This window comes from Vibrio azureus, assembly GCF_002849855.1.
GTDB lineage: Bacteria > Pseudomonadota > Gammaproteobacteria > Enterobacterales > Vibrionaceae > Vibrio > Vibrio azureus.
Map to the genome: position 1 here is coordinate 184,774 of NZ_CP018616.1, position 24,079 is coordinate 208,852.

The following is a 24,079-nucleotide window of genomic DNA, read 5'->3' on the forward strand; positions in this document are numbered from 1 at the left end:
GTGAAGACCAAACTGATCACCCGAGAAGGTTATAACAAACTGAAAGCAGAACATGATTATCTATGGCACGAGCAGCGCCCAGAAATCACGAAAATCGTCACGTGGGCGGCCAGCCTTGGCGATCGCTCAGAAAATGCAGATTACACATTTAATAAGCGTTTATTGCGTCAAATTGACCGTCGGGTACGCTTCTTACGCAAGTTCTTACCTGAAGTGACGATTGTTGATTATTCCCCTCAACAAGAAGGGAAAGTTTTCTTTGGAGCTTGGGTTGAAATAGAAAATGAAGCAGGAGATATCAAGAAGTTTCGTATTGTTGGGCCAGAAGAAATCTACGGTGACGCAAAAGAGTACATTTCTATCGACTCCCCAATGGCTCGCGCATTACTCAAAAAGCAAGTCGATGAAGAGTTTGTTGTGCGCACTCCAGAGGGTGAAAAAGAATGGTTCATCAATAGCATTTCTTACGACAAAACCTAGCTGTTTCTGCTCTCATTTTGAGTGTTATGCCTTTTTACTTCCTCACGCCATTCTGCCGAAATCAGCACATGAAAGAGTGAAAAGCGAGAGGAATATAAAAAGAGTAACAATTTGCACAAGCGCATCTTAAAAAACAGTGATACATTCTTGCTACAGATGCTTCTGAAAGGATGTTTCAATGCAAGAAAATCATAAAATTTTAGTGGTTGATGACGATGCTCGTTTACGTGCTCTATTGGAGCGTTATCTTTCTGAGCAAGGTTTTCAGGTAAGAAGTGTGGCCAATAGTGAGCAGATGGATCGTCTGTTAACACGTGAAAACTTCCACCTTATGGTATTGGACTTAATGTTGCCGGGTGAAGATGGTTTATCCATCTGTCGTCGACTGCGTAATGCGAATAATGCATTGCCGATTCTAATGCTGACTGCAAAAGGGGATGAGGTTGATCGCATTGTCGGCCTAGAGGTTGGGGCGGACGACTATCTACCTAAACCGTTTAATCCACGAGAATTATTGGCACGAATCAAGGCCGTACTTCGTCGCCAAACGGTGGAGTTGCCAGGTGCCCCAAGCAGTAAAGAAAAAATTATCGAGTTTGGTGAATTTCGCCTTAATTTAGGCACACGTGAAATGTTCCGTGGTGAAGAGGCGATGCCACTGACATCCGGAGAGTTCGCGGTATTAAAGGCTTTAGTGCTTAATGCGCGTGAGCCGATGTCACGAGATAAATTGATGAATATGGCTCGCGGCCGTGAGTACTCTGCTATGGAGCGTTCTATTGACGTGCAGATCTCACGTTTACGTCGTATGTTGGAGGATGACCCCAGCAAGCCTCGTTATATTCAAACGGTTTGGGGGCTCGGTTATGTATTTGTCCCAGATGGTAAGGAAGTGTAACGCTGATACCTAAGTAACCTCGATCTGAATCAATCATCAGCCTCTGATAACGTGTACCTTTGGAGAGGCTGATGTGCAAGGACTTTTCATGCGCATTCGAAGCTCATTCACCCAATCTATTTTGCTGTTCATCACCCTTTTGCTCGCCAGCCAAGCTTTTTCATACTATGCCCTGTTTAACTACGCTCTGATGCCCAGTTTGCAGCAGTTCAACAAGATTATTGCGCATGAGTTGAATATTGTGATTGATCAGGATGATTTGCTCAAAGCGGATGCGCCATTGCGCCATCAATTATTAGAAAAGCTGGGGGTGACCGTCCATCGTGCTGATAGTGAAATGAAGCATGAATTTGAGCAAGCGATGTCGATAGACTTAATGTCCTCAGAGATGACACAAGCCCTCGATTCACCGACGGAAGTACGATTATTGCTGGGAGATGAGAGTTATATTCTGTGGGTTAAAATCAATAAATTACCTAACTCCATCATTCGCGTGCCATTGTCAGAGTTGCAAGAAGAGGACTTTATTCCTTTATTTCGCAATAGTTTGATTATGGCCTTACTGATCATTGCTGGTGGTTGGTTATTTATTCGATTGCAAAATCGTCCATTGCTGGAGTTAGAGAAAGCCGCTAAAGGCGTTGGACGAGGAGAAATTCCTGCGCCCATTCCTGAAAGAGGCGCGTCAGAAATCCGTTTGGTGACGCGTGCCTTTAATCGGATGTCCAAGGGGATACAACAGCTAGAAGAAGATCGGGCCCTGTTGATGGCAGGGATCAGTCATGATTTACGCACACCGCTAACACGTATCCGCTTAGCAACCGAAATGATGTCGCCCGAAGACAGCTACCTTGCTGAAGGCATTATTAGTGATACTGAAGAGTGTAATGAGATCATTAGCCAGTTTATGGATTATCTTAAACCGGTAAATAAGGACACGTTTGAGCTTGTTGACCTCAATACTATCGCGAATGAGGTTGCCATTGCAGAAGGCAGTTATGAACAAGTAATAGAGACAGAATTGAGTCTCTTGCCGCTGGAAGCTTTGGGCAGTCCAATTGCGATTAAACGCGCTGTGACTAACCTTGTCGTCAATGCTCAGCGTTATGGTAATGGTTGGATAAAGATCAGTACGGGCATGACCGCCGACAAAAAACTGGTATGGGCCTGCATTGAAGATAATGGCCCGGGGATCGAGCCATCTCAGGTGGCAAAACTGTTTGAACCTTTTACTCGCGGGGATACAGCACGGGGTAGTGAAGGGACGGGATTAGGACTCGCGATTGTTAAGCGTATCGTTAGCCAGCATTCAGGGTCGGTCACGATGCGTAATCGCAGCGATGGCGGCTTGATGGCACAGATCAGTTTTCCAACCCAATAACGCCGTTTATATGCTGCTCTGATTGGTTACTCGCCTTCCCATCACCTGATATGAAGGCGAATACGACATCCTTTAGGCTTTGGAATACATATCTCGCTCACCAAGCCAACGATCAATGATAGCCGCTGCATTATCGGGGTACTGCTGGTGAATATGACGCGAAATACGTTGAACTTCAGGAATTAAGTGCTGATCACGGATTAAATCAGCGATTTTAAAATCAGCTAAACCGGTTTGTTTGGTTCCGAGCAGTTCACCCGGTCCACGGATTTCTAAGTCTTTCTGAGCGATAACAAAACCGTCGTTACTCTCACGCAAAACGCCTAAACGCTTTTGTGCTGTTTTAGATAAAGGAGAGTGGTAAAGCAAGACGCAGTGACTAGCAACGGAGCCCCTTCCAACTCGGCCTCTTAACTGATGCAGTTGAGCCAAACCAAGACGCTCTGGATTTTCAATGATCATCAAACTGGAGTTGGGCACATCTACACCGACTTCAATAACGGTCGTTGCAACCAACAAATGCAGCTTATTGTCTTTAAAGTCCTGCATTACCGCTTGTTTCTCATTGGGTTTCATTCGACCATGGACTAAGCCAATTTTTACGTCGGGCAATGTACGTTGCAGCTCTTCGGCGGTGTCGGCGGCGGCTTGCGCTTCTAAAACCTCAGACTCATCAATCAGTGTACACACCCAATACGCTTGTTTACCTTCGTTTAGACAAGCATGTCGAACACGTTCTACGATGTCGTCACGTTTGGTATCAGGTATGGCAACAGTCTGAATTGGCGTTCGGCCCGGTGGTAATTCATCAATCACCGAGGTTTCAAGATCGGCATACGCCGTCATCGCTAGGGTTCTTGGTATTGGCGTGGCTGTCATGATCAACTGATGAGGATACACGCCTTGTTTGGTGCCTTTCTCCCTCAGTTCTAAGCGCTGGTGAACGCCGAATCGATGTTGTTCATCAATAATGACTAAGGCTAGGCGTTTGAATTCGACGTGTTGTTGAAATAGCGCATGAGTGCCAACCACCATTTGTGCTTCACCACTGGCAATCCTGGCCAGCTCAGTTTGCTTTGCTTTCCCTTTCAATTTGCCTGCTAACCAGCCAACTTGGATGCCCATTTTTTCAAACCACTGCGAAAAATTAATGGCGTGCTGTTCAGCGAGTAATTCTGTCGGAGCCATTAAAGCCACTTGATAACCATGTTCGATTGCTCGGACGGCGGCAAGGGCGGCAACCAATGTTTTGCCTGAACCAACATCACCTTGCACTAGGCGCATCATCGGATGTGCTTGTTCGAGATCGGCTTCAATTTCTTTTACGACGCGCGATTGAGCATTGGTCGGAGAAAAGGGCAATTGCTGAAGTAACTGTTGCTTTAATGTATCACAAGCGGTGAGAGGGAGCGCAGCATCTTGCTTTCCTTTACTCCGTACAGCCAACATGGATAGATTTTGTGCCAGTAATTCTTCGAGAATCAGACGAATTTGAGCAGGGTGCTTACCTTGATCAAATAGGGTTAAATTGATATTCGGTGGAGGCCGGTGGATAGTATGCAGCGCCTGAGCCATCGAGAGTTGATTAGGGTAGAGCCCTGTTGGTAAGAGTTCTTGGACGGCGGCTTTATCTAATAGCGTTAGGGCTTGATCAGTAAGGTTGCGTAACGTGATTTGGCGCAGGCCTTCTGTGGTGGGATACACTGGAGTTAAACTTTGTTCCACATCTGGCTGCTGTTCATTGAGATAAAATTTGTAATCAGGGTGAACGATTTCCAGCCCCATTGCACCGCGTTTAATTTCTCCATACGCATGAACAGGCTTGCCTTGAGAAAAGTTATTCTTCATCGCGGCGGTAAAATTAAAAAACCTTAGGGTGACAGTGCCGTTACCATCGCTGACTTTAACCGTCAGCATTTTTCGTTTACCAAACGTGGTATCCACTGCCATGACTTTGCCTTGAACCGCAGCCCATAAGCCGGCATGAAGTTTTACCATCGGGTAGATACGGGTGCGGTCTTCATAACGCAATGGCAGATGAAACAGTAAATCCTGAACGTTATGTAAACCGACTTTAGCCAGTTTTTCTGCGACTTTAGCGCCAACGCCGGACAAGGAGGTTAAAGGAACAGCAGATAACAATTGGGCAGACATAAGGGGCTCAAGAAAATGGTTAACATAGTAGTATGTTAACCAAGTTGCTGTGTTTTTGTACAGGAAAAAATAGGTAAGTATTCGTGAGGAGTAGAATTTCGCTGTCCCCGTTATTCCGAGGGGACGGAGTGACATAGGAATTGACTTGTCGTTAGTGTCTAAGTGAAGCTTACGTTAGTAACATTAGCCTGCTCAGACAGTCGATCCTGAATCACGCTCCTTCACCGCTGTTCAGGATAACTAGAGTGGATTACTTGCTTTGCATCTCTTGCCACCATGCATCATCCGCAACAATTTGGCCTTGTTCGTCAAGTTGTGGGTAAGTGAGCCCTTTGCGTTTTGCTACCTTGGCTAACACTGGGTGACCACGCTCAAATAAAATACGGTTGATGGTCTCTTGGTCTAGAGCACTGTTTTCACGTTGATACATACCCGCCGCTTCACGTTGGCGCTGCGCTTCGTAAAGAATCACAGCGCTAGCAACAGAGACATTCAGTGACTGCACCATTCCCACCATAGGAACAATAATATCCTGATCCGCGAGCTTTTTTGCTTGTTCCGATGCGCCTACTTTTTCGCTGCCGAGAATGATGGCTGTCGGTTTGGTGTAATCGATATCACGAAAATCAACGGCGTTATCAGATAAATTTGTCACCAAGACTTGCATGCCTTGTGCTTTTAATTGTGTGATGGCTTCATCAATTGAATGATGAGTTTCCACCTCTACCCAGTTGCGAGCACCTGCTGAAGTATGGCTGAGTGTGCGCATTTCATCTGGCCAAATAGCATGCACTTTGTGTAACCCCGTAGCATCAGCAGTACGAATAACCGCTGAGACATTGTTGGGCTTATGGACCTCTTCGAGACAAAGGGTAAGGTCTGTTTGGCGTGCTTTGAGCACCTGATGGATACGATGGTAACGTTCTAGGTTCATAATCTATTTTGGTATAAAAAAGCCACCCTATTTTATCGGGTGGCTAGGGTTTGGTAGATCGATTTTGAGTGGTTAGTGCTTACGTCTTCTTACTCGGGTCGCTTGTGCCATACTTTTGATTTTTCTCATAATACTGGCAAGGTGCACACGATCTTTGGTACTGAGCAACACGGTGACGGTATACATTCTACCATCACGTTCTTCGGTCGAAAGTCCGTGGATATTGGAGCCCGTTTTGGAGATGACATTCGTTAGTTCTGCAAGCGCACCTTGGTTATTGAGCATATCAACTTGGAGCTCGGCAATAAACTCTTTGCTGTAGTCATTCGACCAAGCGACCGCCATGTATTTTTCAGGTTCTCTTTGGTAACCACGAACATTAGGGCAGGTCTCTCGGTGAACCACAAGCCCTCTGCCTGGTGAGACATGCGCAATGATGTGATCATCGGGGATAGGATGACAACAGTTAGCGAAAGTCAGCAATAGCCCCTCCGCACCACGAATTGGAAGCTTTTGACTGGTATCACTAGGGATCGAACTGGTTGTGGTCAGCTCATCTGTGTCCCCCAGTAGACGGCGGGCAATCACGATGCTCATCAATTCACCAAGGCCAATCGCAGCCAACAGGTCATCGATACTTTCGAGGCGCAAATCAGTCAGTACTTCTTGAATGTTCTCGGGATAAATGGAATCAATCGAATGTCGACCAAGTGCATGATTGAGCAAACGTCGACCAAGAGTAACGGATTCTTCACGGCGCATCGTTTTGAGTACTTGACGGATCTTCGTACGGGCGCGTGATGTCACGACGTAGTTTAACCAAGCAGCATTTGGACGAGCACCAGGTGCACTGATGATCTCGACAGTTTGGCCGTTTTTGAGAGCTTGGCTAAGAGGATATGGATATCTATCTACACGAGCACCAACACAGGCATTACCGACATCGGTATGTACTGCATAAGCAAAATCTACCGCAGTCGCACCTAAAGGTAATTCGACGATGCGGCCTTTTGGTGTGAAGACATAAATCTCATCTGGGAATAGGTCAGATTTTACGTTTTCAATAAATTCAAAAGAGTTACCCGCACTTTGCTGCAGTTCAAGTAAGCTTTGCATCCAGCGTTGTGCTTTGACTTGGGCTGTGGTGCCAGACTTATCGCCTTTCTCTTTATAAGACCAGTGTGCCGCAACCCCTTTATCAGCCATTTGGTCCATATCTTCGGTACGGATCTGAACTTCAACAGGGACACCATGTGGGCCAACCATTGAAGTATGCAAAGATTGATAACCATTGGCTTTAGGAACGGCAATGTAGTCTTTCATTCGACCAGGACGTGGCTTGTATAAACTGTGAACTTGGCCGAGTGCACGATAACAAGTATCGGCAGAGTCAACCACAACCCGAAATGCGTATATGTCCATAATGGTATGAAAACGTTGTTCTTTAGTTTTCATCTTGTTGTAGATGGAGAACAAGTTTTTCTCACGACCAAATACTCGAACTGTTAGGCCAATATCGTGTAAGCGGCCCTCGATTTCGTCATGGATGCGCTGGATCATTTCTTTACGATTACCACGCGCCGCTTTGACGACTTCTTTTAGGACTCGATAACGATTTGGATACAGGGCTTCAAAGCCAAGCTCTTCCAGTTCAGTCTTGATGTTATGGATACCCAGGCGATGTGCCAAAGGGGCATAAATTTCGAGAGTTTCACGTGCAATGCGGCGTTTCTTATCCGGGCGAAGAGCACCCAAAGTACGCATGTTGTGAGTGCGGTCAGCCAGCTTGATCAGTATGACGCGAATGTCTTGTACCATTGCGAGAACCATTTTACGGAAGTTCTCTGCTTGAGCCTCTTTCCTGTCACGAAATTTGAGTTTGTCCAGTTTAGATACACCATCAACCAGATCGGCGACTGTTAGGCCAAATTTCTCTTCAAGATCTTCTTTGGAGACGTCACAATCTTCGATAACGTCGTGCAATAAAGCCGCTTGGAGAGTTTCAATATCAAGGTGCATTTCAGCTAGGATTCTAGCCACTGCAACAGGGTGGATGATGTATGGTTCCCCGCTAGAACGGGTTTGCCCTTCATGGGCATCTCTTGCTACCACATAAGATTGACGCAGAGCCTCAATTTGAGGCTCTGTTAAGTATTCTTGGGCAACATCTTTGAGGCTATCGAATAGATACAAATTATAGGCCCGGAAGGTAAATGAATTCTAAAGACAGAATTAACGGTTGTGAGCGATGCTACTTACTGCTGCTAGCTCTGCCGCTTCTTGCTCTTGTTGTTCTTGACGCTCACGTGCATCAAGAACGTCTTTAGTGATTAAACCTTCTTCGATTTCGCGTAGAGCGATAACCGTTGACTTATCGTTCTCTTCTGGCACTAGTGCATCTTTACCGCCAGTTTGCATTTGACGAGCGCGGCGTGCCGCAATCAGTACTAGGTCGAAACGGTTGCCAACTTTTTCAACAGCGTCTTGAACAGTTACGCGTGCCATGAGGACTCCAATAATTAACTAAATTTTGAATGACGAGAAAGTATACAGTCTTCGAAACATATTTACTAGCAATAAGATCAGACTAACATAACTTTCTTGAGGTTTTTACTTCGTTTTTAAAGATACCCAGAAACCTTGGGTTAACCTAGATATCGTCTAAAAAGTAGTAAGTAAAAATACAGTCGTGAGTAAGACCGTTACGAGTTAGATAGAGGAATGCTCCCCGGTTACTCAGCTAAAAGCGCGTCAAGCATGCCTTTATATTTTGCCGCTTGCTTTTCTGCTTTCAATCTTTCTGCGCGCAGTATGGCTTTGAAGTCGAGCAAAGCAGTATCGAAGTCATCGTTAACAATGATGTAATCATATTCACTGTAATGAGAAATTTCGGATTTTGCTTCAGCCATTCGCTTGGCAATCACTTCATCACTGTCTTGGCCACGTGTGTTTAAGCGGCGTTCGAGTTCACCATTTGATGGCGGTAGAATAAATAGGCTTTTGGCTTGTGGCATTTGTTGGCGAATTTGACGAGCACCTTGCCAGTCAATATCTAGGAAAACATCAATGCCCTTTTTCAACGTCTCTTCTATCCATACTCGAGATGTGCCGTAAAAGTTACCAAACACTTCTGCATATTCGAGAAAGTCACCTTTCGCAATCAGTGACTTGAAAGTATCTTGCTCAACAAAGTGGTAATGAACGCCATCGACTTCACCTGGGCGAATATCACGAGTAGTGTGAGACACAGATACCTTCATCGCGTAAGTTGGATTACGTTCCAACATCGCTGAGATCAAGCTAGATTTACCTGCGCCACTTGGTGCCGATACGATATAGAGAGTACCCTTGCTCATTGTACTGTTCCACGGTTGGTTAGATGAACTGCCGAAAAGAAATTGACGGCATATTATAAACGATAGCACTGGCGTTAATTGTGTCTACACCAAAGTCATTGATTTAGTGTCAGAGAGAGTTGCCAGAAAAATGGAGTCGAAGGGTATCACCTTCTCAAGACGGTGGCTAGCGAATATACACTATGCAGGGTTCAGTGATAAAAGTGTTGAGGTGAATAAAAAACCGTTACAAAGGTAACGGCTTTTTAGAGTATCAGGAATTAGCTACCTAAAACGTTACCTGAGCGAGAGATGTTTGAGCTCATTTTTTCCCATGCATCTTCTAGAGATTCTAGGAACCCAGTTCCTTCGCTGCTGAAGATGAAGAAAAGAGCAGAAGACATAGCAACACCAATGATTGCGTATTCAATAGCAGTGATACCGTCTTCGTTGTTTAGGAAGTTTTTAAATGTGTTCATGTATAAATCTCTTTAAATAATATGGAAAGAAGGAAGAAATAAACGTTATTTCTCCAAGTACCCTAGTTCTATTAGTTACCTAAAACGTTACCTGAACGAGAGATGTTGGAGCTCATTTTTTCCCATGCATCTTCTAGAGATTCTAGGAACCCAGTTCCTTCGCTGCTGAAGATGTAGAAAAGAGCAGAAGACATAGCAACACCAATGATTGCGTATTCAATAGCTGTGATACCGTCTTCGTTTTTAATAAAAGTTTTTAATGCGTTCATTTTAAATCTCCTAAGGGAATTAGATTTTTACAGCCTAGAAAAGGTCTCGGCTTTGGACGATTTCAATAGTCGAATATATTTTAATGTGGATCCACATTAATAATGATAATAACTTTTTATTTTCTATGTAATATTGATAATCAATGTAAAAATAACATAATTAATTTTCTTAAAATATTTATTTATTTGACGAGAAAAATACTTCAATTTAAGTAAATAAAAAGTAAATTTTGATTTTTATGAAAATTTTACCTAAAGCATGATTGTGTGACAAAGATTTGACTTTTCCTTGACTTAATTAATGAAATTTAAATCAAGCTTATGTTTTTAAAGACAATGAATTTATTCTCGACTAAAGGTGTTTTTTCAAACTCCTGACAAAAAGCTGTATCTAAGATGGTAGTTTATTAACCAACATATAATTAGGTTAATAAGATTGTTAAAATTATTTTTGGTTTGTTATGTTGAATCAACTAAAAAAGTTAATATATTCAGAGTCAGGTTTAGAAACTGTTGAATACGCAATCATAGGCTGCGTTATAAGCTGTTTTATTTTATACGTAACGGAAAGTAGCGAAATCGTTAATGCAACTAATGAAGCCTTGATCGATATGAGCAGAACAAATAGCTCTTCACTAAATGGTTAAATGAAAAAATGATTTATATAAATGCAATAATCATGACTTTACTATCGGTCATTTGCTTTGAAGATATGAAATATAGGAAAATATACAATAAAAGAGTTCTATTTTTACTGGGATTACTGTGTTTCAAATTCTGCTTCGGACTGCTAGTGATAGGCGAACCTATTGACTTCCATTGGTATGGGTTAATTATATATCTTGCTATTTCTGCGGGATTAATTCTACTTGGGTCTCTAGGTTTGATTGGCATGGGTGATGTCAAACTCATTATGATTATTATGCCATTTATTGGTGTAGATAATTACATGGATTTCTTATTTTATATGACTGTTGTGGGTGGGATTTTAGCAGTAATTCAACTGGTAGTGCTAAATAGGATGTTTGAGTTTGTTGGATTCTCTTCGAAAGGTGTGCCGTATGCCATACCCATTATTGCTTCCTATGTCATGCATTCAACAATATTGTTTAGATAAAGGTTTTTCATGAGATTTAAGACAATAGGTTTAATAGCAATATTTATCATTGCTCTTGGGACGCTAGGGATATATAAGTCTGATGCGTTAAATAAAATATCTACTAATGAGAAAGAGCTCCAAGATAAAAAAATTGAAAAAATAACAGTATCAGCTTTGGCGATTAAACAGGATTATGGGACCGGCTCTTTAGTATCTTATGATTCATTTAAAACGATTAAAACGCAAATTGATGAAGCAGATAGATATAAATATATTACTGAAAGTGATAAAGATAGTTTAATTTCAAATGTGTTTTTTATTAAAAAGTCAATGAAATCGGGCGCCCTTATCGAAAAGAGCAACTTACAGGAACTCAATAGTGGGGATTTTACTGATGTCGTGATGAGAGTTGATCGCAGCACAGTAGAAGAATTCAAAGCTGACTTTTATGATATTTATTGGCATTTTAACCAATCAGGGAGAAGTAAGAATAACAGGAAGATTAAGCTTTTTGCCAAGAATGTATTTATCAGAACGATTGGTGAAGTAGAAGAAGGTGAAGAAAATACGAAACCATTTGATAAAGAACACGAAAAACTAAGCCCAGTCGTTTTTTCAGTACAAAACAGATTCATCGATCGCTACCTTCAAGCTGATCAACTTGGTTACTTTAAAATAGTAAAGTCGGCAAGAAAGACAATTAACTTAGAAAATTACTCTACTTTAGAAGTTGACTATTCAAAGGAAATTCAAGCCAATGATATTAGCTCAAGTTATAAATATGATGTCAACATTATTAAATAGAAAAGTATTTTTTGCTTTTATGTTGCCACTCATTGCTTTTGGTACTCAGGCAAGCGTCTATTTATCAATGTCGGTTAATGAGACAAGGTATGTTCCTTTGTCTTATATACCCAAAGATATAGTGATAGGTTCTGAAAAAATGCTTGGGGTAACCTTAACCGACAGTAATAACTTGTACTTTATTGCTCATGCTGCGGGTAAGAGTAAAGTCATTGTTAAAGGTGAAGATGAAACAACAGAGTATATTATTCATATTCGTGATGTTGATAAAGATATTGAAAGTTTAAATAAATATCTTAATTCTGCAGGTTTTTCAGATATCAGGGCTGTAAAAGTTGCAGGGAAAATATATATTAATGGGCCTATAAAAGATAGTGTCGAGAAAAGGGAACTGAATACTTTAATAAAGAAAGCCATCTCTTCTCAATATATAGATAACACGACTATTACTGAAAATCGTCAAATCCAGATTAAACTTACTATGGCTGAAGTATCAAAGCATATTGATGAAGAGTTGGGCATTCAATGGAGCGCAGGCTGGAGCAAAATTGATGGGATAACCAGTGATTTCTTGAAAGCAACGATCGGAATATTATCAAGAAATAATTTAGCTACTGTTCTGACCAGACCTTCGATCATTGTTACCAACAATTCGACTGCAAGCTTTGAAGCAGGTGGTGAAATACCAGTTTTAAAGTCAGACGATGGTAATGTTGATATCGAGTTTAAAAAGTATGGTATACAACTTGAGTTTAAACCTGAAATAAAAAGAGACCAAAGTATTGATTTAAGGGCTAATATATCGTCATCACAAATCGCTGGATTTATCGATTTAGATGGTAATCAAACACCACAGTTGAATACTCGAAAAGTAAATACTGAGCTTAATGTCCATGATGGCGATATTTTTGTACTAGCAGGTCTGATTGATAATAGTCAAAGCCAAGCTGTAACAAAAGTACCTCTATTAGGCTACTTGCCAATTATTGGAGCATTATTTACCTCTGAGAATTTTCAATCTAACAAAACTGAACTAATGGTTTTTGCTGAAGTTAATTTTGTTGAAAATAGTATCGATCAACCCAATCTTCCTCAAGTCAAAATGAAATCGTCTTTATCTGTTTTTACTAATATAGATTTAAAAAGTAGTCGTCCTGAAATAAAAGATTTTATAGAGAATGCTAAGTATCATTATGAAAACTAGTTTAAAGTTAACCTTATCTGCAATATTATTATTTTCTATGCTTGGATGCAGTCAAAGTTTTAAAGGTGAAAATGTATATATTGTTCATGAAATAAAAAATGAAGAGAATATTAACTATACTCTTCCATTTTCTAAAGCGATAAACTCAGAGATTAAGAATGGTACAGTATCGTGGATACATGGCATCAATATATATCATACAAACAATATATCCAAAGAAAGACTTTATCAATTAAAGATTGATCTTGAAAATATTTATGACTTTTCCCCTAAGTTTACCAATATTGGAAGTTATCAAGGCAGAAAATTATTACTGTGGGAAGTGCATGTAAGCGATCATAGGCTCATCAAGTGTGAAACTTGGGAAGTTCCCAGTGGCCATCATTTGATGAATGAAAGTGAAATTGATCAGTTTGTAAATGGAACGGCTTGTTCATCACTAGAGGTTTGGCCAAAATGATTCTCGAAAAACTAAAAAAAGTAAATAAAACCCAATCTGGTGTAAAGTCAAAATCATTTTCTCCTTATATCATCATTGTTATTTCTAATAACATAGATTTAATAGAGCAAATACAGAACTATTTTTCTGCATATAGTGTTGATGTCATCAGGTACAATGATAGTTTAGACGCACTCGAAAACTTATTTAACTTGTATTTTAAGTCTAAGGTATATGTTATTAGTGATGAACTTACTTTACAGGATAATGGTGGAGTAGAGAAGTTTATAGAGGTTACTAAAGGGCGAGTTGGTACATTACTCTATGGAGAGAAAGAGGAACTGGATTACTATTGGACAATAAAATCATCTGGTATTGATGAGTATACAAGCTTATCCGATAAAACTAACCAGGTTTTCAATGTAATCTTATACTTTTTTGGTATTGCAAAATCGAGCAGTAGCCACTGGTTTATGATTTCTGATACAACTTCAAGTCATGGAGGTCAGATCCTTCAACATTTATATGAAAGCTTGCACACATATGTTAAACAGCGTCCCAGCTTAAATACTTTGTTTATTAATCTTGATATGTATAGTATTTCTTTGGATGCAAGAATAGGGAAAAAAGTTGATTCAAAAATAATAAACTCTCTAATCAATGATGAAAGCTTAGACATAAAAGTTGCTCAGGAATATATTGTAAAAATCGAAGAAAACTTATCATACTTTTCAATAGATCTATTACATCATACTAACTTGAATTCTATAAATAAAATATCAGATAAGTTGATGAGTTTTTTTGATTTATTTGATGGTGATTATTCATATATTTTTATATATGTTCCTTTTTATATTTCTAAGTTGGATATTTATCACAAGCTAATAAATCGCTCTGACAATGTTACTTTAGTAACAGATGCGTCTCTTGATTCCGTCTATATGCTCAAATATATCACAGAGCAAGAAGGTAAAAATTTAGAAAATAATATTAAGACATTTAAATATGATTCAAATGATGAGGGCAGGTATTTACTAGATGAAGGTAATATCTATAAGAAAACAGGACAGAAGATAAGCTATAATTTTAACTTGAATAAAAGAAAAAGATTTTTTAAAGAAAAAAAATCTAGAGATGAAATAATTTATAGGTTAATTAAAAATGATTGATTCAAATGTTTTTGTCTTATGTAGAAAGTTTGTTCTAGACAATGTTGATATTACCGAGATCCAAGGTGAGGATGACTCAATAAAGTATGAATATATTTACACTACGGTCATTGAATTTTTATCTAGTTCATCTTTTATATTAACAGAGTCAGATAGGCAGAAATTAACCAAAGATATAAAAGATGATATTTTTGGTTACGGGCCTTTAGAACAACTATTGTCTGATTCGACAATAAGTGACATTATGGTTAATAGCTTGAGTGAAACTTTTGTCGAGCGCAATGGTAAACTTAATCGAGCATACGATGTATTTTTTCATAACGAGGAACAGGTTTTAAGAATCGCGAAAAAGATTGTTGCTCCCATAGGTCGTCGTATTGATGAGAGCTCACCAATGGTTGATGCCAGACTACCAGACGGTAGTCGTGTCAATATTATTGTTCCCCCTGTTGCTTTAGATGGTTGCAGTATTTCTATCCGTAAGTTTCGTGAAGATAAGCTTGATATTGTCGATCTTGTCCATTTTGAATCAATGACTGAAGAGATGGCTCTGTATTTGAGTGTTATGGTGCGCTCTGCAGCAAATATTATCATTTCAGGTGGAACAGGTTCTGGTAAAACAACGTTACTTAATGCGTGCTCGAATGAAATTAATGATGGGCATCGTGTGGTTACTATCGAAGATGCAGCAGAGCTACAGCTGCAACATGGACATGTTGTGCGTTTAGAGTCTAGACCAGCAAGTAGTGAAGAATCTGGTGAAGTATCGATACGTTCACTCGTGATTAACTCATTACGTATGCGGCCAGATAGAATTATTGTTGGTGAGTGTCGTGGTGATGAGGCATTTGAAATGCTGCAAGCAATGAACACGGGTCATGATGGTTCTATGTCAACTATACACTCTAATAACCCTAAAGATGCACTTATTCGTTTAGAAAGTATGATGATGATGACGGCTAGCAACTTGTCAGTGGAATCGATAAAGAAACAAATAAGCCAAGCTGTCGATATCATTATACAAACAAGCCGACTTATTGATGGAAGACGTAAAATTACACATATAACAGAAATCGGCAGCTATGATTCTGGCATGATCTCAACCCAAGATATTTTTGTATACGATCACAAGACCGATACGCATATTAATGAGGTTAAATCTACTCTTCTAGACCGTAAAGTTAAAGCGAATGGTTTAGAAAACGAAATGAGTTTGGTATTTCAAAATGGCCTTTAGGAAAGAAAAACTAGATGATTATATTGAAGATGCGATCATAAATGAATCTAAAGAAAATAATATCTTCGATAAAATAAAAGCGAGTTTTAACGATTTTTACTTAAAGTATTTGAGCCAAAATATTTTGATCATGTTCTTCGATATTTATGGACTAAGTAATTTTATAATTCATATTGGTGTTGTTTTATTTTATATTTCTTTTATGCTCTTTGTTACCGATACTTTCAGATTTTCATACTTTTTGACGAGTATTTTGATATCTCTAGTGGTTTTAATTGGTTTTTATCAGATCTTAAACGAGTATAAAAGAAAGCTAAGTGATTACTTTGAAGATAAATTTGCATTTGCTTTAAGGATGATAAGTAGGAATCTACTTTCTGGCCGAACGATTATTTCTGCTATGGAGTCAGCATCCCGTCATACAGTTGGAAAAATTCGCCTTGAATTTGAACGTATCATTAAACAAGTACATGCTGGTAATACTTTGGAAGAGGCGTTAGCTTCAGGAGAAAAAATTTACCCTTACAAAGGCTATATTGTTTTCAGTGCAAACGTGCAAATGAGCTTAAAGCGTGGAGGGAGTATTAAAGATTCACTTAATGAGCTGGCTCAAGATCTTGTTGCTTCACAAGTTATAAGAAAAAAAACTCAAGCACTGACCTCTGAATCAAGGGGAGCAGCTAAGATACTCGCATTATTACCTTTCATTATGTTGTTTATATTAAAGAATTTGGCACAAGATAATTTTAATTACCTGCTTAATGAACAATATGGTAAGTATATAATTGTCTATGTTGTTGTTAGTGTAACAATTGGTTTTGTTATGATTCAAAAAATGATAAATAGTGTTTCATTATGATTGTTGCTATAAGCCTTATTGTATTTTTTATAGGTGTATTCATCTTTATAATTAATAGCTTAAATATGAAGAAGGAACAAGATTATGTTGATAACTTTATTTTCATGATATCTGATCATGATGATAAACAAGAATATTATAGTATATTTAACCAAATCTCTGAAAAGAAAAAGTTACTTGATGATTTTTTATATAGTTTATTGTCTAAGTACTTTTCTGAAAGTGAAATGTTTACTATGCTACCAAGTGGAGGGTTAATAGAAAAAAACATAAAACTAACTTCTTTTTATGTGTTTTCTTAGAGGTTGCTTTATTTATTTACTTCATTTTTTTTATATCAGGAGTGTCAATTAAATCTTTTACTATAGTGATTGTTTTTGTTTATGTTAACAATATCTTAGTTAAATTATTCTTTGAGAAGTTCTTCATCAAGGAAGAAAGAACTAGAATAAAAGTAAACTTTACTTATTTTCTGGATTTGCTAGCAACTGCAACGAAATCAGGTATGACGATTGAGCTTGCATTAATTGCGGTCTCTGAGTATATCGGTTCGATGTCATTATCATTGTCTAATTACATTCATATATACTCAAATGATATTTCGACTAATGGATTCACAGTAGCAAGTGAAAACTTGAGAAAGAATATTGAAATTCAAGAAATAAAAGATTTCACAGCTGTACTTGAGAATGCTGTTGAAAGTGGCGCTGCTGTTAATGATGCTTTACGAATGTTATCTAAGGAAACCCGAAGTTTTCATTTTATTGAAACCGAAGAAAAAATTGGGAAAATAAGTGCTAAAATGGGCGTGCCTCTTATTTTATTCATCATGTTCCCAATCATTGTTGAAATTATTGCTCCTGGTGTTCTCAATCTTATGAGTAAACTATAATGAAAAAACTGATCATATATTGCCTTTTTGGCTTATGTTTATCTGCTTGTCAAGCAACCAAGACTTCTGAAATTGGTCCTGAGTTGACTTTTAACCTAAAAAGCTACGAAAAGGTGATTTCTCAATTATCTGAAAAGAAGTTGCTTACAGACAGAGAAAACTACATGTTGGCGTATTCTTTTTATAAAATTGGTCAAAGTGATAGAGCTATATTTTTGCTGAGTGGTAAGAAGCAGTTAAAGGATGATGATCTCTATCTTTTAGCTATTATTTATTTAGAAAATAATGATAAAGCAAGTGCAAAAAACTACTTAGATAAAATAAAGTCCCACAAGTCCTATCAAGAAGATAACAAGCTGGCAGCAAAAGTAGATAATCTCTATTTATTAGCCAAATGTGATGATCTTGGTAAAGAGCAATGTAGTACGGAATTTAACTCATTGAGTAAAAAATATCCAACCTCTGAGTTTATTTATAAGAATATGCTCCTGTCTCACTTCGTTTATCAGCCAAATGACAAGTCTAATTTCTTAAAGATTTATAATACCTATGAAACGAATAAGGAAGATCTGGAGTCTGTTGTACTGGCTGGTGTGATTTCAGGTCAGGATGATATTGCCATCGAGCTATTAAATAAAAAATATAAAGATAAAGACAAAGTATTATTAATTTATGAAGCGATAAAAGATGCAAAAGTTAACGAGTGAATCAGGCTCAGCTTCCGTGGAAGCAATATTTACTATTCCAATACTGATTTATATCCTTATTGTTATGGTTGGTTTTCTTCAATATGTTCATAATGAAAGTATATTTAACTATAATATAACTCGAGCATTACATTTGTTTGATTATAATTCTATCGTTATCGATAATGATCTTGATGCATCGAAGCTGAAGTTTATTGAATCTCTTAATTATAATTTGAATCAGAGTGTTATTAATTTAGATGAAGATAGCCTTCGTTTTGATTGCTTTGATGATTTAAATAGTCTTATAAACAGTTCTTATTCTATTGAATGTAATAGAAGTACTATCGGTGAATCTCAAGTGATTCGTATTAGCTTTCAACTTGATTACAAGAGATTTTCTTGGTTATTCTCGAAAATATTTCCAGATGACTTTTTAGGTTTGAGTAGGGAGTTAATTATCTTAAATGAATCAATTTAATACAGATTCCGGCAGCATTGCTGTTGAAGCGACGATACTTATGCCATGTCTGTTGATTTTGACGCTTCTTATTATGCAATTTTCTGCTGCCACCTCTCTTAAACTTGAGTTATCTGATATGACTTTTCAAATAGGGCGTTTAATATCGAATAGACATGATGTGTTTTCAGGTAATCTATCTAGCACAGACATCAATAAGATATCTAAGGCTTTTCATCTTGAAGAAAGAAATATATCTATTTTTGTTGAAGAGCTAGCGTATGGAGAGATTGACTCCAGTGGACAGAATTACAATATATTAAAATTGTATCATGATATTGATGGTCGGCACTGCGACATAGATGAAGCATTATCTGTTCAGCCAGTAATTAATGCTTTTAATAAGTTTCACTCAGTTTATCGAGTGACTCTATGTCGTCATATTGAGAGCTTCAATACGCTTCCTATACCCAATACCCTCTATAACTGGTTTGAAGTTAAGTTTTCCTCGACCCACTATGGGATACATCACTAATGAAGAAGCAACAAGGCTCGATTATCCCCTTATTTATATTAGTCATGCTTTCTGCCTTTGTGTTCACTTATTACACTTATGATATCAGCCGTAGCTATTTAGCGGCTAAAGTTCAAATTAACACCACTCGTGAAATTAATAATTTAATTTCAATTAGCGGTGACACACTTACTGATATCAACCAATCGATAGCACAGCTAAATGGACTGGATATTGATCATTCAAAAGGAGATTGGTCTTATGACAACTATGAGGAAAATGACGTTATTTCTGTTGTTTCCACAGTTAACTTGACCCAACACCGTAAACTGACGCAAGCATTACCGGATGTATCAGATGATGGATTTGAAGTTGAAACTAAGACTATACGAGCTAAGCATTACGAGGATCTGAATATTATCGTGACAATTTCTGATGATTCAGAGACTAAATACTTGGTCAATAGTGTCAAATATTCACTGAATAATGCTCTTAAAGTCTTATTTGAACACACTAACTCTAATTTGACCGTCGTTCCTTTTGGCTATCGCATCAATATAAATGGTAAATGCTGGACAACCTTTCCTCGTGGAGATGGTTTTTCTTTTCAATGGTGGGAAGCCTATTATGCACAACTTGATATATTAGATGCTCTAGAGCAGCAACAGCAAAATATCGATAATTTGATTGCTAATACCCGTCATCAGATTGAGCAAAAACAAGCCCGCATTGACGAAATTGATCAATTACTGGCAACAACAGATGATCCAGAAGAAATCGATAATTTAAACGCAGAAAAAGAAGCACTTGAAGATGAAATACAAGAGTTGCAAAGGCAGTTAGAAGATTTATTAAACCAGAAGGAAGACATTGATAATCAAGTTAATGATCAGCAACAGACGATCGAGGATTTACAGTCTTCTCCAACATTCATGAAATATAATGAATTAGCAGACCATTACGCTAAAAGTGGTCAAAATTATCTTTATATTGACAATTACTTCGATGCTTTTCTTTATGATCACTCTTATGACTATACCGAAGATGATGCAAGAGACGACGCTCTTGTTACTGAGTTTAAGCCTGGTTCATTAAATAAGCTTAGCATTACTAAGAATAAATATTTCGGTAACAGCCAGACTTGCCCAAGTAAAGCAGTCATTGAGGAGACAACGAGTTATCGTGCTTTTCTCTCTACCGTGAACCAAATGAGCTTTAGTTCGCCGTTTGTCTCACCCATTCAAGGTGTCAATTATGCGTTGAAGCACTCTTTTTTAAGTAATAAAGCAAACAGAACGGCAGTTATTCATCTTACTGCTTTAACTGATGACAAGTTATCTGAGCAAGATCAGAAAGAGAGTGATAAAGATATTTTACAACAGTTCTGCCAGACAATAAAAAAAGATTACATCCACGATGTTTCAGCTAAGTCGATTTTCATTGTTAACGATGATTCTAATATCTCAGAGATTGAGTCATTAGAATGTGCGAACCTCTGGCATGATCAATACAGTATTATTAACATTGATGAATTTGATGACGATGACTTACTTACTGATCGTATTGCCTATGAACTTTTACAAGAATCGAGTTCAAACTATATTGGAAATATAAATGAATCATAATTTGAGAACCTTATTGTGTGCTTTTGCCTTTTTCTTTGGCATCACACAGTTATCCTATGCAGATGATGTTGTTGATCACTGTGATGCATACTTGATCCCGAAAAATAAAATAAAAGATGGTAGTTACTATTCTTTTATGGGACGTACGATCGAATCACATTCAGTGCAAAGTTATCTACTAAAGCAAAAGTTGAGCGAGTTTAAATCGGCTGCGTATGATATCTGTGAGAGAAGTGATTTTTCTTTCCTTCATCGCACCTTGAGCGCCAGTCGCTTTACACATCTTTCAACTCTCTATTTTGAGACTGATTTTTTTGAAATCAATGATAGGGACCTCTCGCACATATCATCGTCTAATGAATTTATTGACGCCGATGCTTTATTAATTGTTGGTTCTGCCTCTGTGATCGGTGATGATTTCCACAACTTGAATTTATCGTTGAAGCGTGCAGACCAAGTTGTACAGCGTTTAAAAGGCCGAAAAGACATTTTCCTATTGAATATCGGTGCTTTTGGTCAAGATACAACTCGTGCGAATGATGAATTTTACAAGGCTAAACGCCGCAGTGTTTCCATCTATGGGCTTTCTTATGAATAAGCAAGTATTCTGGAAACTGGATAAAAGCCATCGCAGACTGTACGGTGAAAATGGCATAGAGATACATTTTACCAAATATGAGTTTAATCTGTTTTTTTACTTGTTGTCCCAGCAACAACAGGTGTGTTCTAGTTCATCGATCATTGAGCAAGTTTGGGGTGATTCGCCAAAGGGCAGCTATGCTGCAGACAGTTCAAATCTTATTCAGTTAATCTCTAAAATTAGGCGGCAGTTAAAACCGCTTGAAAAAATCATGGAAATTAAAAGCCAACGTGGTGTGGGCTACTTTCTTTCTATGTCTGAAGGGTATGTGTTTAATGACGATGAAATAAGCTACACCCCACAAACGATTTACGATAGAGATTCTGAGACGGAAAAAAAATATCGCTTTTATCAAAGCCAATTTTTAAAACAGCTGTTTAGTCTTAACCAAGATCGTCAATTTAGAATACGCGATTTTGGTTTCGTGTTGCTTCTTTCAGTGTTTTTTGGGGGGATTTTATTGTTGCGCCAGACTTCGCGGCTTCCGACAAGTCCAGTTTACAAGGCGAATTCTGGTTTGCATGTTGGAGACTGTGGCATTCCATCAGAGCTGATTTTTACTCAAGAAAATTTGGCTTGTAGCGATATCAGCGACTTTAATTTTGCACAAGATCATTCCTATATCATCAGTAAAGCAGCAGGGAATATCTATGTTTCTTCGTTTTAAGAAGTCAGGTGTGCTGTTGATGGCGTTTATGGTTTTTTTAGGTGCTACGATGTTAAAAGCAACTGAACCAAGTGAGGTTTGTTACCATCTGAATGCTCAGTTTTTGTCTGATTCTGGCGCTAATTTTGCTTACTCAGTTGATGTATTGAGTAATGGTAAACTGCTATTAGAAACCGAGCTCAGCGCTAATGGCCAGCATTATCAGTATTCTCGCTTATTCGAATACAGCCATATAAAATCGAATACTTTCATTATTCATGAAGTGGGTCGACGCTCTGATGAGAGTCGCGATATTGAGCCGTTTTTAAAGTTTGATTTCTTTAAGTCCTTACAAGAAGTTGAATTATTTAAGCCTTCAGCAGAAGTGGTACTTGCTCGTTCTGAATCCAGATACCTTTATCTACATTCTTCACAAGCATTATAGGTTTTAAACAACCTGACATCAGCATCTTGAGGTGACTTAGGTATTGACTAAGAAAAAAAAGGGGAAGCATAGACTTCCCCCAAACGTGCGACTGACTCACACTTAATTTACACATTACCTAGGGGTGAACTTGTGTATACCCAAGCATCTTGAGGTTACTTGGGTACAGCGAATAAACAAAGTCTCCTATTTGTCGTATGCATGCTTAGCTTTGCGATTCTAAAAAGTTTATCCACGGGCCTGCCATATTGCTTATTTCTGGTACAAGAGCTGAATTTTTCATCGCTTTAAGAGCATGATTGGGCTGATTCAATTCAAAATGTGCCATGCCTCGAATATAACTCAGTTCCCCTTTGTCCTTTCGCTTGGCATCCGGCGCGGCTTTTTTGGCAAACTTGGTTGCTGCTGCATATTGCTTATCTAAAATCATTAAACGAGCAACTTTGAGCTGCGTCTTGGCTGTGGGTGCCATGTTATAAGCAAGAAGGTAAGTATCAATCGACTTATCTAATTCTTGCGCTTGTTGCCAGAAAGAAGCCAACTTTTCTAAGTTAGCGGCACTGCGCGTCACCAGACCTTGCTCTATGGAAGCTTGTAGCGTGGTGGCTGCTCGATAAGGGACACCTTGATAAGCTTGGAAGTTGACCAAACGTAAATGCTCTTTTTCACCTTCTAATAGACCTAATTTGTGGGCCATTTCTAATGTGGATAAGGCATTGCGCTCTTGTTTCAACTCCATGTATATGCCGGAGAGCTGAGTCCAGTAACGCTTATTTTGTGGGTACTCAGTAGTTAAGATCTTAAGTACCCCCGCCACACTTCTAAACTGTTTGAGTTCGTAATGGGCAGACATCAACAACTGATACCAAGATTCACTCGGGTTTTTACTCATCGCAATCGCTTGTTTGGTGGGAGGGATTGCATTTTTGTAATCTCCAAGTTGAACATAGGCACTGGCTAGAGTGATATAAGCGTGTGCTTGTGGTTTTTCTTCTGTGCTCTGTGCGGTTTTAAACCATTCCTTCATGGTTACAACGGATTGTTTAAATTGCCCCTCTGCGAGATAAAGTTGGGCTAAGCTGTAACGCACTTGCTGGGCTACGGGTACTGGCAATGCGTCAAGGCTTAAGGCCTGAGCAAAATATTTTGCAGCTTTGGGATAGTCATCTTTTAATGAATATAGAAATCCCATTTGTTGCAGCAAAACGGCTTTGTCATATTGTTTTTTCCCCGAGCTTTTTAGTGCCGCGTTGATCTTGGCGACGGCTTTGGTGTAATTCTCCTCAGCAATCAGCTCTTGTACTTTATTGACTGTCCGAAATGTTCTGTCAGATAGCTCCGGGTTAGCGGCAATAACAGGCGCGCTAGACACGCCTGAAATCAACGCCAGAGAAGCCAACCACTTTATATATCCTTTCATTGTGTGACTC

The 24,079-nt window shown here is 38.6% G+C and carries 27 protein-coding genes; 19 read left to right on the forward strand and 8 right to left on the reverse strand.

The features are described from left to right. The 3 genes from greB to envZ all read left to right on the forward strand — a co-directional run bounded on the left by greB (nt 1) and on the right by envZ (nt 2,759). Nucleotides 1-480 carry a transcription elongation factor GreB gene (gene greB / locus BS333_RS00885; protein ID WP_021709442.1) on the forward strand — a complete coding sequence of 160 codons (480 nt, stop codon included), beginning with the start codon at nt 1-3 and terminating at the stop codon, nt 478-480. Nucleotides 481-658: 178 nt separating this feature from the next. After that, nucleotides 659-1,378: an osmolarity response regulator transcription factor OmpR gene (gene ompR, locus BS333_RS00890; RefSeq protein ID WP_021709443.1), complete on the forward strand. Its 720-nt coding sequence runs from the start codon at nt 659-661 to the stop codon at nt 1,376-1,378. 88 nt (nt 1,379-1,466) lie between these two features. Then, nucleotides 1,467-2,759, forward strand: a complete 1,293-nt coding sequence (envZ, locus tag BS333_RS00895) for a two-component system sensor histidine kinase EnvZ (RefSeq protein WP_021709444.1) — start codon at nt 1,467-1,469, stop codon at nt 2,757-2,759. A gap of 72 nt (nt 2,760-2,831) precedes the next feature. Here the strand turns inward: envZ and recG are convergent, their stop codons facing one another. The 7 genes from recG to BS333_RS00930 all read right to left on the reverse strand — a co-directional run bounded on the left by recG (nt 2,832) and on the right by BS333_RS00930 (nt 9,930). Beyond that, entirely contained in the window at nt 2,832-4,913 is a 2,082-nt protein-coding gene (recG, locus tag BS333_RS00900; RefSeq protein WP_021709445.1) for an ATP-dependent DNA helicase RecG, read from the reverse strand. A 250-nt stretch (nt 4,914-5,163) separates the two neighbouring features. Beyond that, nucleotides 5,164-5,847 (reverse strand): tRNA (guanosine(18)-2'-O)-methyltransferase TrmH, encoded by a 684-nt coding sequence (gene trmH, locus BS333_RS00905; protein ID WP_021709446.1) that lies wholly within the window; start codon nt 5,845-5,847, stop codon nt 5,164-5,166. A 72-nt stretch (nt 5,848-5,919) separates the two neighbouring features. Then, nucleotides 5,920-8,040 carry a bifunctional GTP diphosphokinase/guanosine-3',5'-bis pyrophosphate 3'-pyrophosphohydrolase gene (gene spoT, locus BS333_RS00910; protein WP_021709447.1) on the reverse strand — a complete coding sequence of 707 codons (2,121 nt, stop codon included), beginning with the start codon at nt 8,038-8,040 and terminating at the stop codon, nt 5,920-5,922. A 39-nt stretch (nt 8,041-8,079) separates the two neighbouring features. After that, nucleotides 8,080-8,352: a DNA-directed RNA polymerase subunit omega gene (gene rpoZ / locus BS333_RS00915; RefSeq protein WP_021709448.1), complete on the reverse strand. Its 273-nt coding sequence runs from the start codon at nt 8,350-8,352 to the stop codon at nt 8,080-8,082. A 227-nt stretch (nt 8,353-8,579) separates the two neighbouring features. Further along, on the reverse strand, nt 8,580-9,203 hold the full coding sequence (gene gmk, locus BS333_RS00920; protein ID WP_021709449.1) for a guanylate kinase: 624 nt from the start codon (nt 9,201-9,203) through the stop codon (nt 8,580-8,582). A gap of 260 nt (nt 9,204-9,463) precedes the next feature. Beyond that, nucleotides 9,464-9,661: a Flp family type IVb pilin gene (locus BS333_RS00925; protein ID WP_021709450.1), complete on the reverse strand. Its 198-nt coding sequence runs from the start codon at nt 9,659-9,661 to the stop codon at nt 9,464-9,466. A gap of 71 nt (nt 9,662-9,732) precedes the next feature. Further along, entirely contained in the window at nt 9,733-9,930 is a 198-nt protein-coding gene (locus tag BS333_RS00930) for a Flp family type IVb pilin (protein ID WP_021709451.1), read from the reverse strand. Between the two features lie 679 nt (nt 9,931-10,609). On the opposite strand from BS333_RS00930, the gene BS333_RS00935 reads away from it, so the two are divergent. Genes BS333_RS00935 through BS333_RS01010 form a run of 16 tightly spaced genes read left to right on the forward strand, consistent with a single transcriptional unit; the run spans nt 10,610 to nt 22,649 of the window. After that, nucleotides 10,610-11,047: a prepilin peptidase gene (locus tag BS333_RS00935; protein WP_158297021.1), complete on the forward strand. Its 438-nt coding sequence runs from the start codon at nt 10,610-10,612 to the stop codon at nt 11,045-11,047. Between the two features lie 9 nt (nt 11,048-11,056). Further along, a complete protein-coding gene (locus BS333_RS00940; RefSeq protein WP_021709454.1) occupies nt 11,057-11,833 on the forward strand; it encodes a hypothetical protein in 777 nt (258 codons plus the stop codon). Then, nucleotides 11,787-13,037: a type II and III secretion system protein family protein gene (locus BS333_RS00945; RefSeq protein WP_021709455.1), complete on the forward strand. Its 1,251-nt coding sequence runs from the start codon at nt 11,787-11,789 to the stop codon at nt 13,035-13,037. Before BS333_RS00940 ends, BS333_RS00945 begins: the two co-directional genes overlap by 47 nt. After that, the gene (locus tag BS333_RS00950) at nt 13,027-13,497 is read left to right on the forward strand and encodes a hypothetical protein (protein WP_156007098.1); all 471 of its coding nucleotides are present in this window, start codon (nt 13,027-13,029) and stop codon (nt 13,495-13,497) included. The genes BS333_RS00945 and BS333_RS00950 overlap by 11 nt, the downstream gene beginning before the upstream one ends. After that, the gene (locus BS333_RS00955) at nt 13,494-14,645 is read left to right on the forward strand and encodes a hypothetical protein (RefSeq protein WP_021709457.1); all 1,152 of its coding nucleotides are present in this window, start codon (nt 13,494-13,496) and stop codon (nt 14,643-14,645) included. Before BS333_RS00950 ends, BS333_RS00955 begins: the two co-directional genes overlap by 4 nt. Next, a complete protein-coding gene (locus tag BS333_RS00960; protein ID WP_021709458.1) occupies nt 14,638-15,882 on the forward strand; it encodes a CpaF family protein in 1,245 nt (414 codons plus the stop codon). The genes BS333_RS00955 and BS333_RS00960 overlap by 8 nt, the downstream gene beginning before the upstream one ends. Further along, nucleotides 15,872-16,741, forward strand: coding sequence for a type II secretion system F family protein (locus BS333_RS00965; RefSeq protein WP_021709459.1), 870 nt, complete (start codon nt 15,872-15,874; stop codon nt 16,739-16,741). The genes BS333_RS00960 and BS333_RS00965 overlap by 11 nt, the downstream gene beginning before the upstream one ends. Next, on the forward strand, nt 16,738-17,043 hold the full coding sequence (locus BS333_RS00970) for a hypothetical protein (protein WP_101903841.1): 306 nt from the start codon (nt 16,738-16,740) through the stop codon (nt 17,041-17,043). Before BS333_RS00965 ends, BS333_RS00970 begins: the two co-directional genes overlap by 4 nt. A 41-nt stretch (nt 17,044-17,084) precedes the next feature. Further along, on the forward strand, nt 17,085-17,633 hold the full coding sequence (locus BS333_RS00975; protein ID WP_081638516.1) for a type II secretion system F family protein: 549 nt from the start codon (nt 17,085-17,087) through the stop codon (nt 17,631-17,633). Further along, nucleotides 17,633-18,340: a tetratricopeptide repeat protein gene (locus tag BS333_RS00980; RefSeq protein WP_021709461.1), complete on the forward strand. Its 708-nt coding sequence runs from the start codon at nt 17,633-17,635 to the stop codon at nt 18,338-18,340. The genes BS333_RS00975 and BS333_RS00980 overlap by 1 nt, the downstream gene beginning before the upstream one ends. After that, on the forward strand, nt 18,321-18,800 hold the full coding sequence (locus BS333_RS00985; RefSeq protein WP_021709462.1) for a pilus assembly protein: 480 nt from the start codon (nt 18,321-18,323) through the stop codon (nt 18,798-18,800). The genes BS333_RS00980 and BS333_RS00985 overlap by 20 nt, the downstream gene beginning before the upstream one ends. Further along, on the forward strand, nt 18,787-19,314 hold the full coding sequence (tadF, locus tag BS333_RS00990; protein WP_021709463.1) for a tight adherence pilus pseudopilin TadF: 528 nt from the start codon (nt 18,787-18,789) through the stop codon (nt 19,312-19,314). Before BS333_RS00985 ends, tadF begins: the two co-directional genes overlap by 14 nt. Continuing rightward, complete coding sequence (locus tag BS333_RS00995) at nt 19,314-20,918, forward strand: hypothetical protein (RefSeq protein WP_021709464.1); 1,605 nt, start codon at nt 19,314-19,316, stop codon at nt 20,916-20,918. The genes tadF and BS333_RS00995 overlap by 1 nt, the downstream gene beginning before the upstream one ends. Continuing rightward, nucleotides 20,908-21,516 carry an OmpA family protein gene (locus BS333_RS01000; protein ID WP_021709465.1) on the forward strand — a complete coding sequence of 203 codons (609 nt, stop codon included), beginning with the start codon at nt 20,908-20,910 and terminating at the stop codon, nt 21,514-21,516. The genes BS333_RS00995 and BS333_RS01000 overlap by 11 nt, the downstream gene beginning before the upstream one ends. After that, nucleotides 21,509-22,225, forward strand: a complete 717-nt coding sequence (locus tag BS333_RS01005) for a helix-turn-helix domain-containing protein (RefSeq protein ID WP_021709466.1) — start codon at nt 21,509-21,511, stop codon at nt 22,223-22,225. The genes BS333_RS01000 and BS333_RS01005 overlap by 8 nt, the downstream gene beginning before the upstream one ends. Further along, nucleotides 22,209-22,649, forward strand: coding sequence for a hypothetical protein (locus tag BS333_RS01010; protein WP_021709467.1), 441 nt, complete (start codon nt 22,209-22,211; stop codon nt 22,647-22,649). Before BS333_RS01005 ends, BS333_RS01010 begins: the two co-directional genes overlap by 17 nt. Nucleotides 22,650-22,854: 205 nt before the next feature. Here BS333_RS01010 and BS333_RS01015 read toward each other — a convergent pair whose 3' ends face one another. Further along, nucleotides 22,855-24,069, reverse strand: a complete 1,215-nt coding sequence (locus BS333_RS01015; protein ID WP_021709468.1) for a tetratricopeptide repeat protein — start codon at nt 24,067-24,069, stop codon at nt 22,855-22,857. Nucleotides 24,070-24,079: the final 10 nt, after the last annotated feature.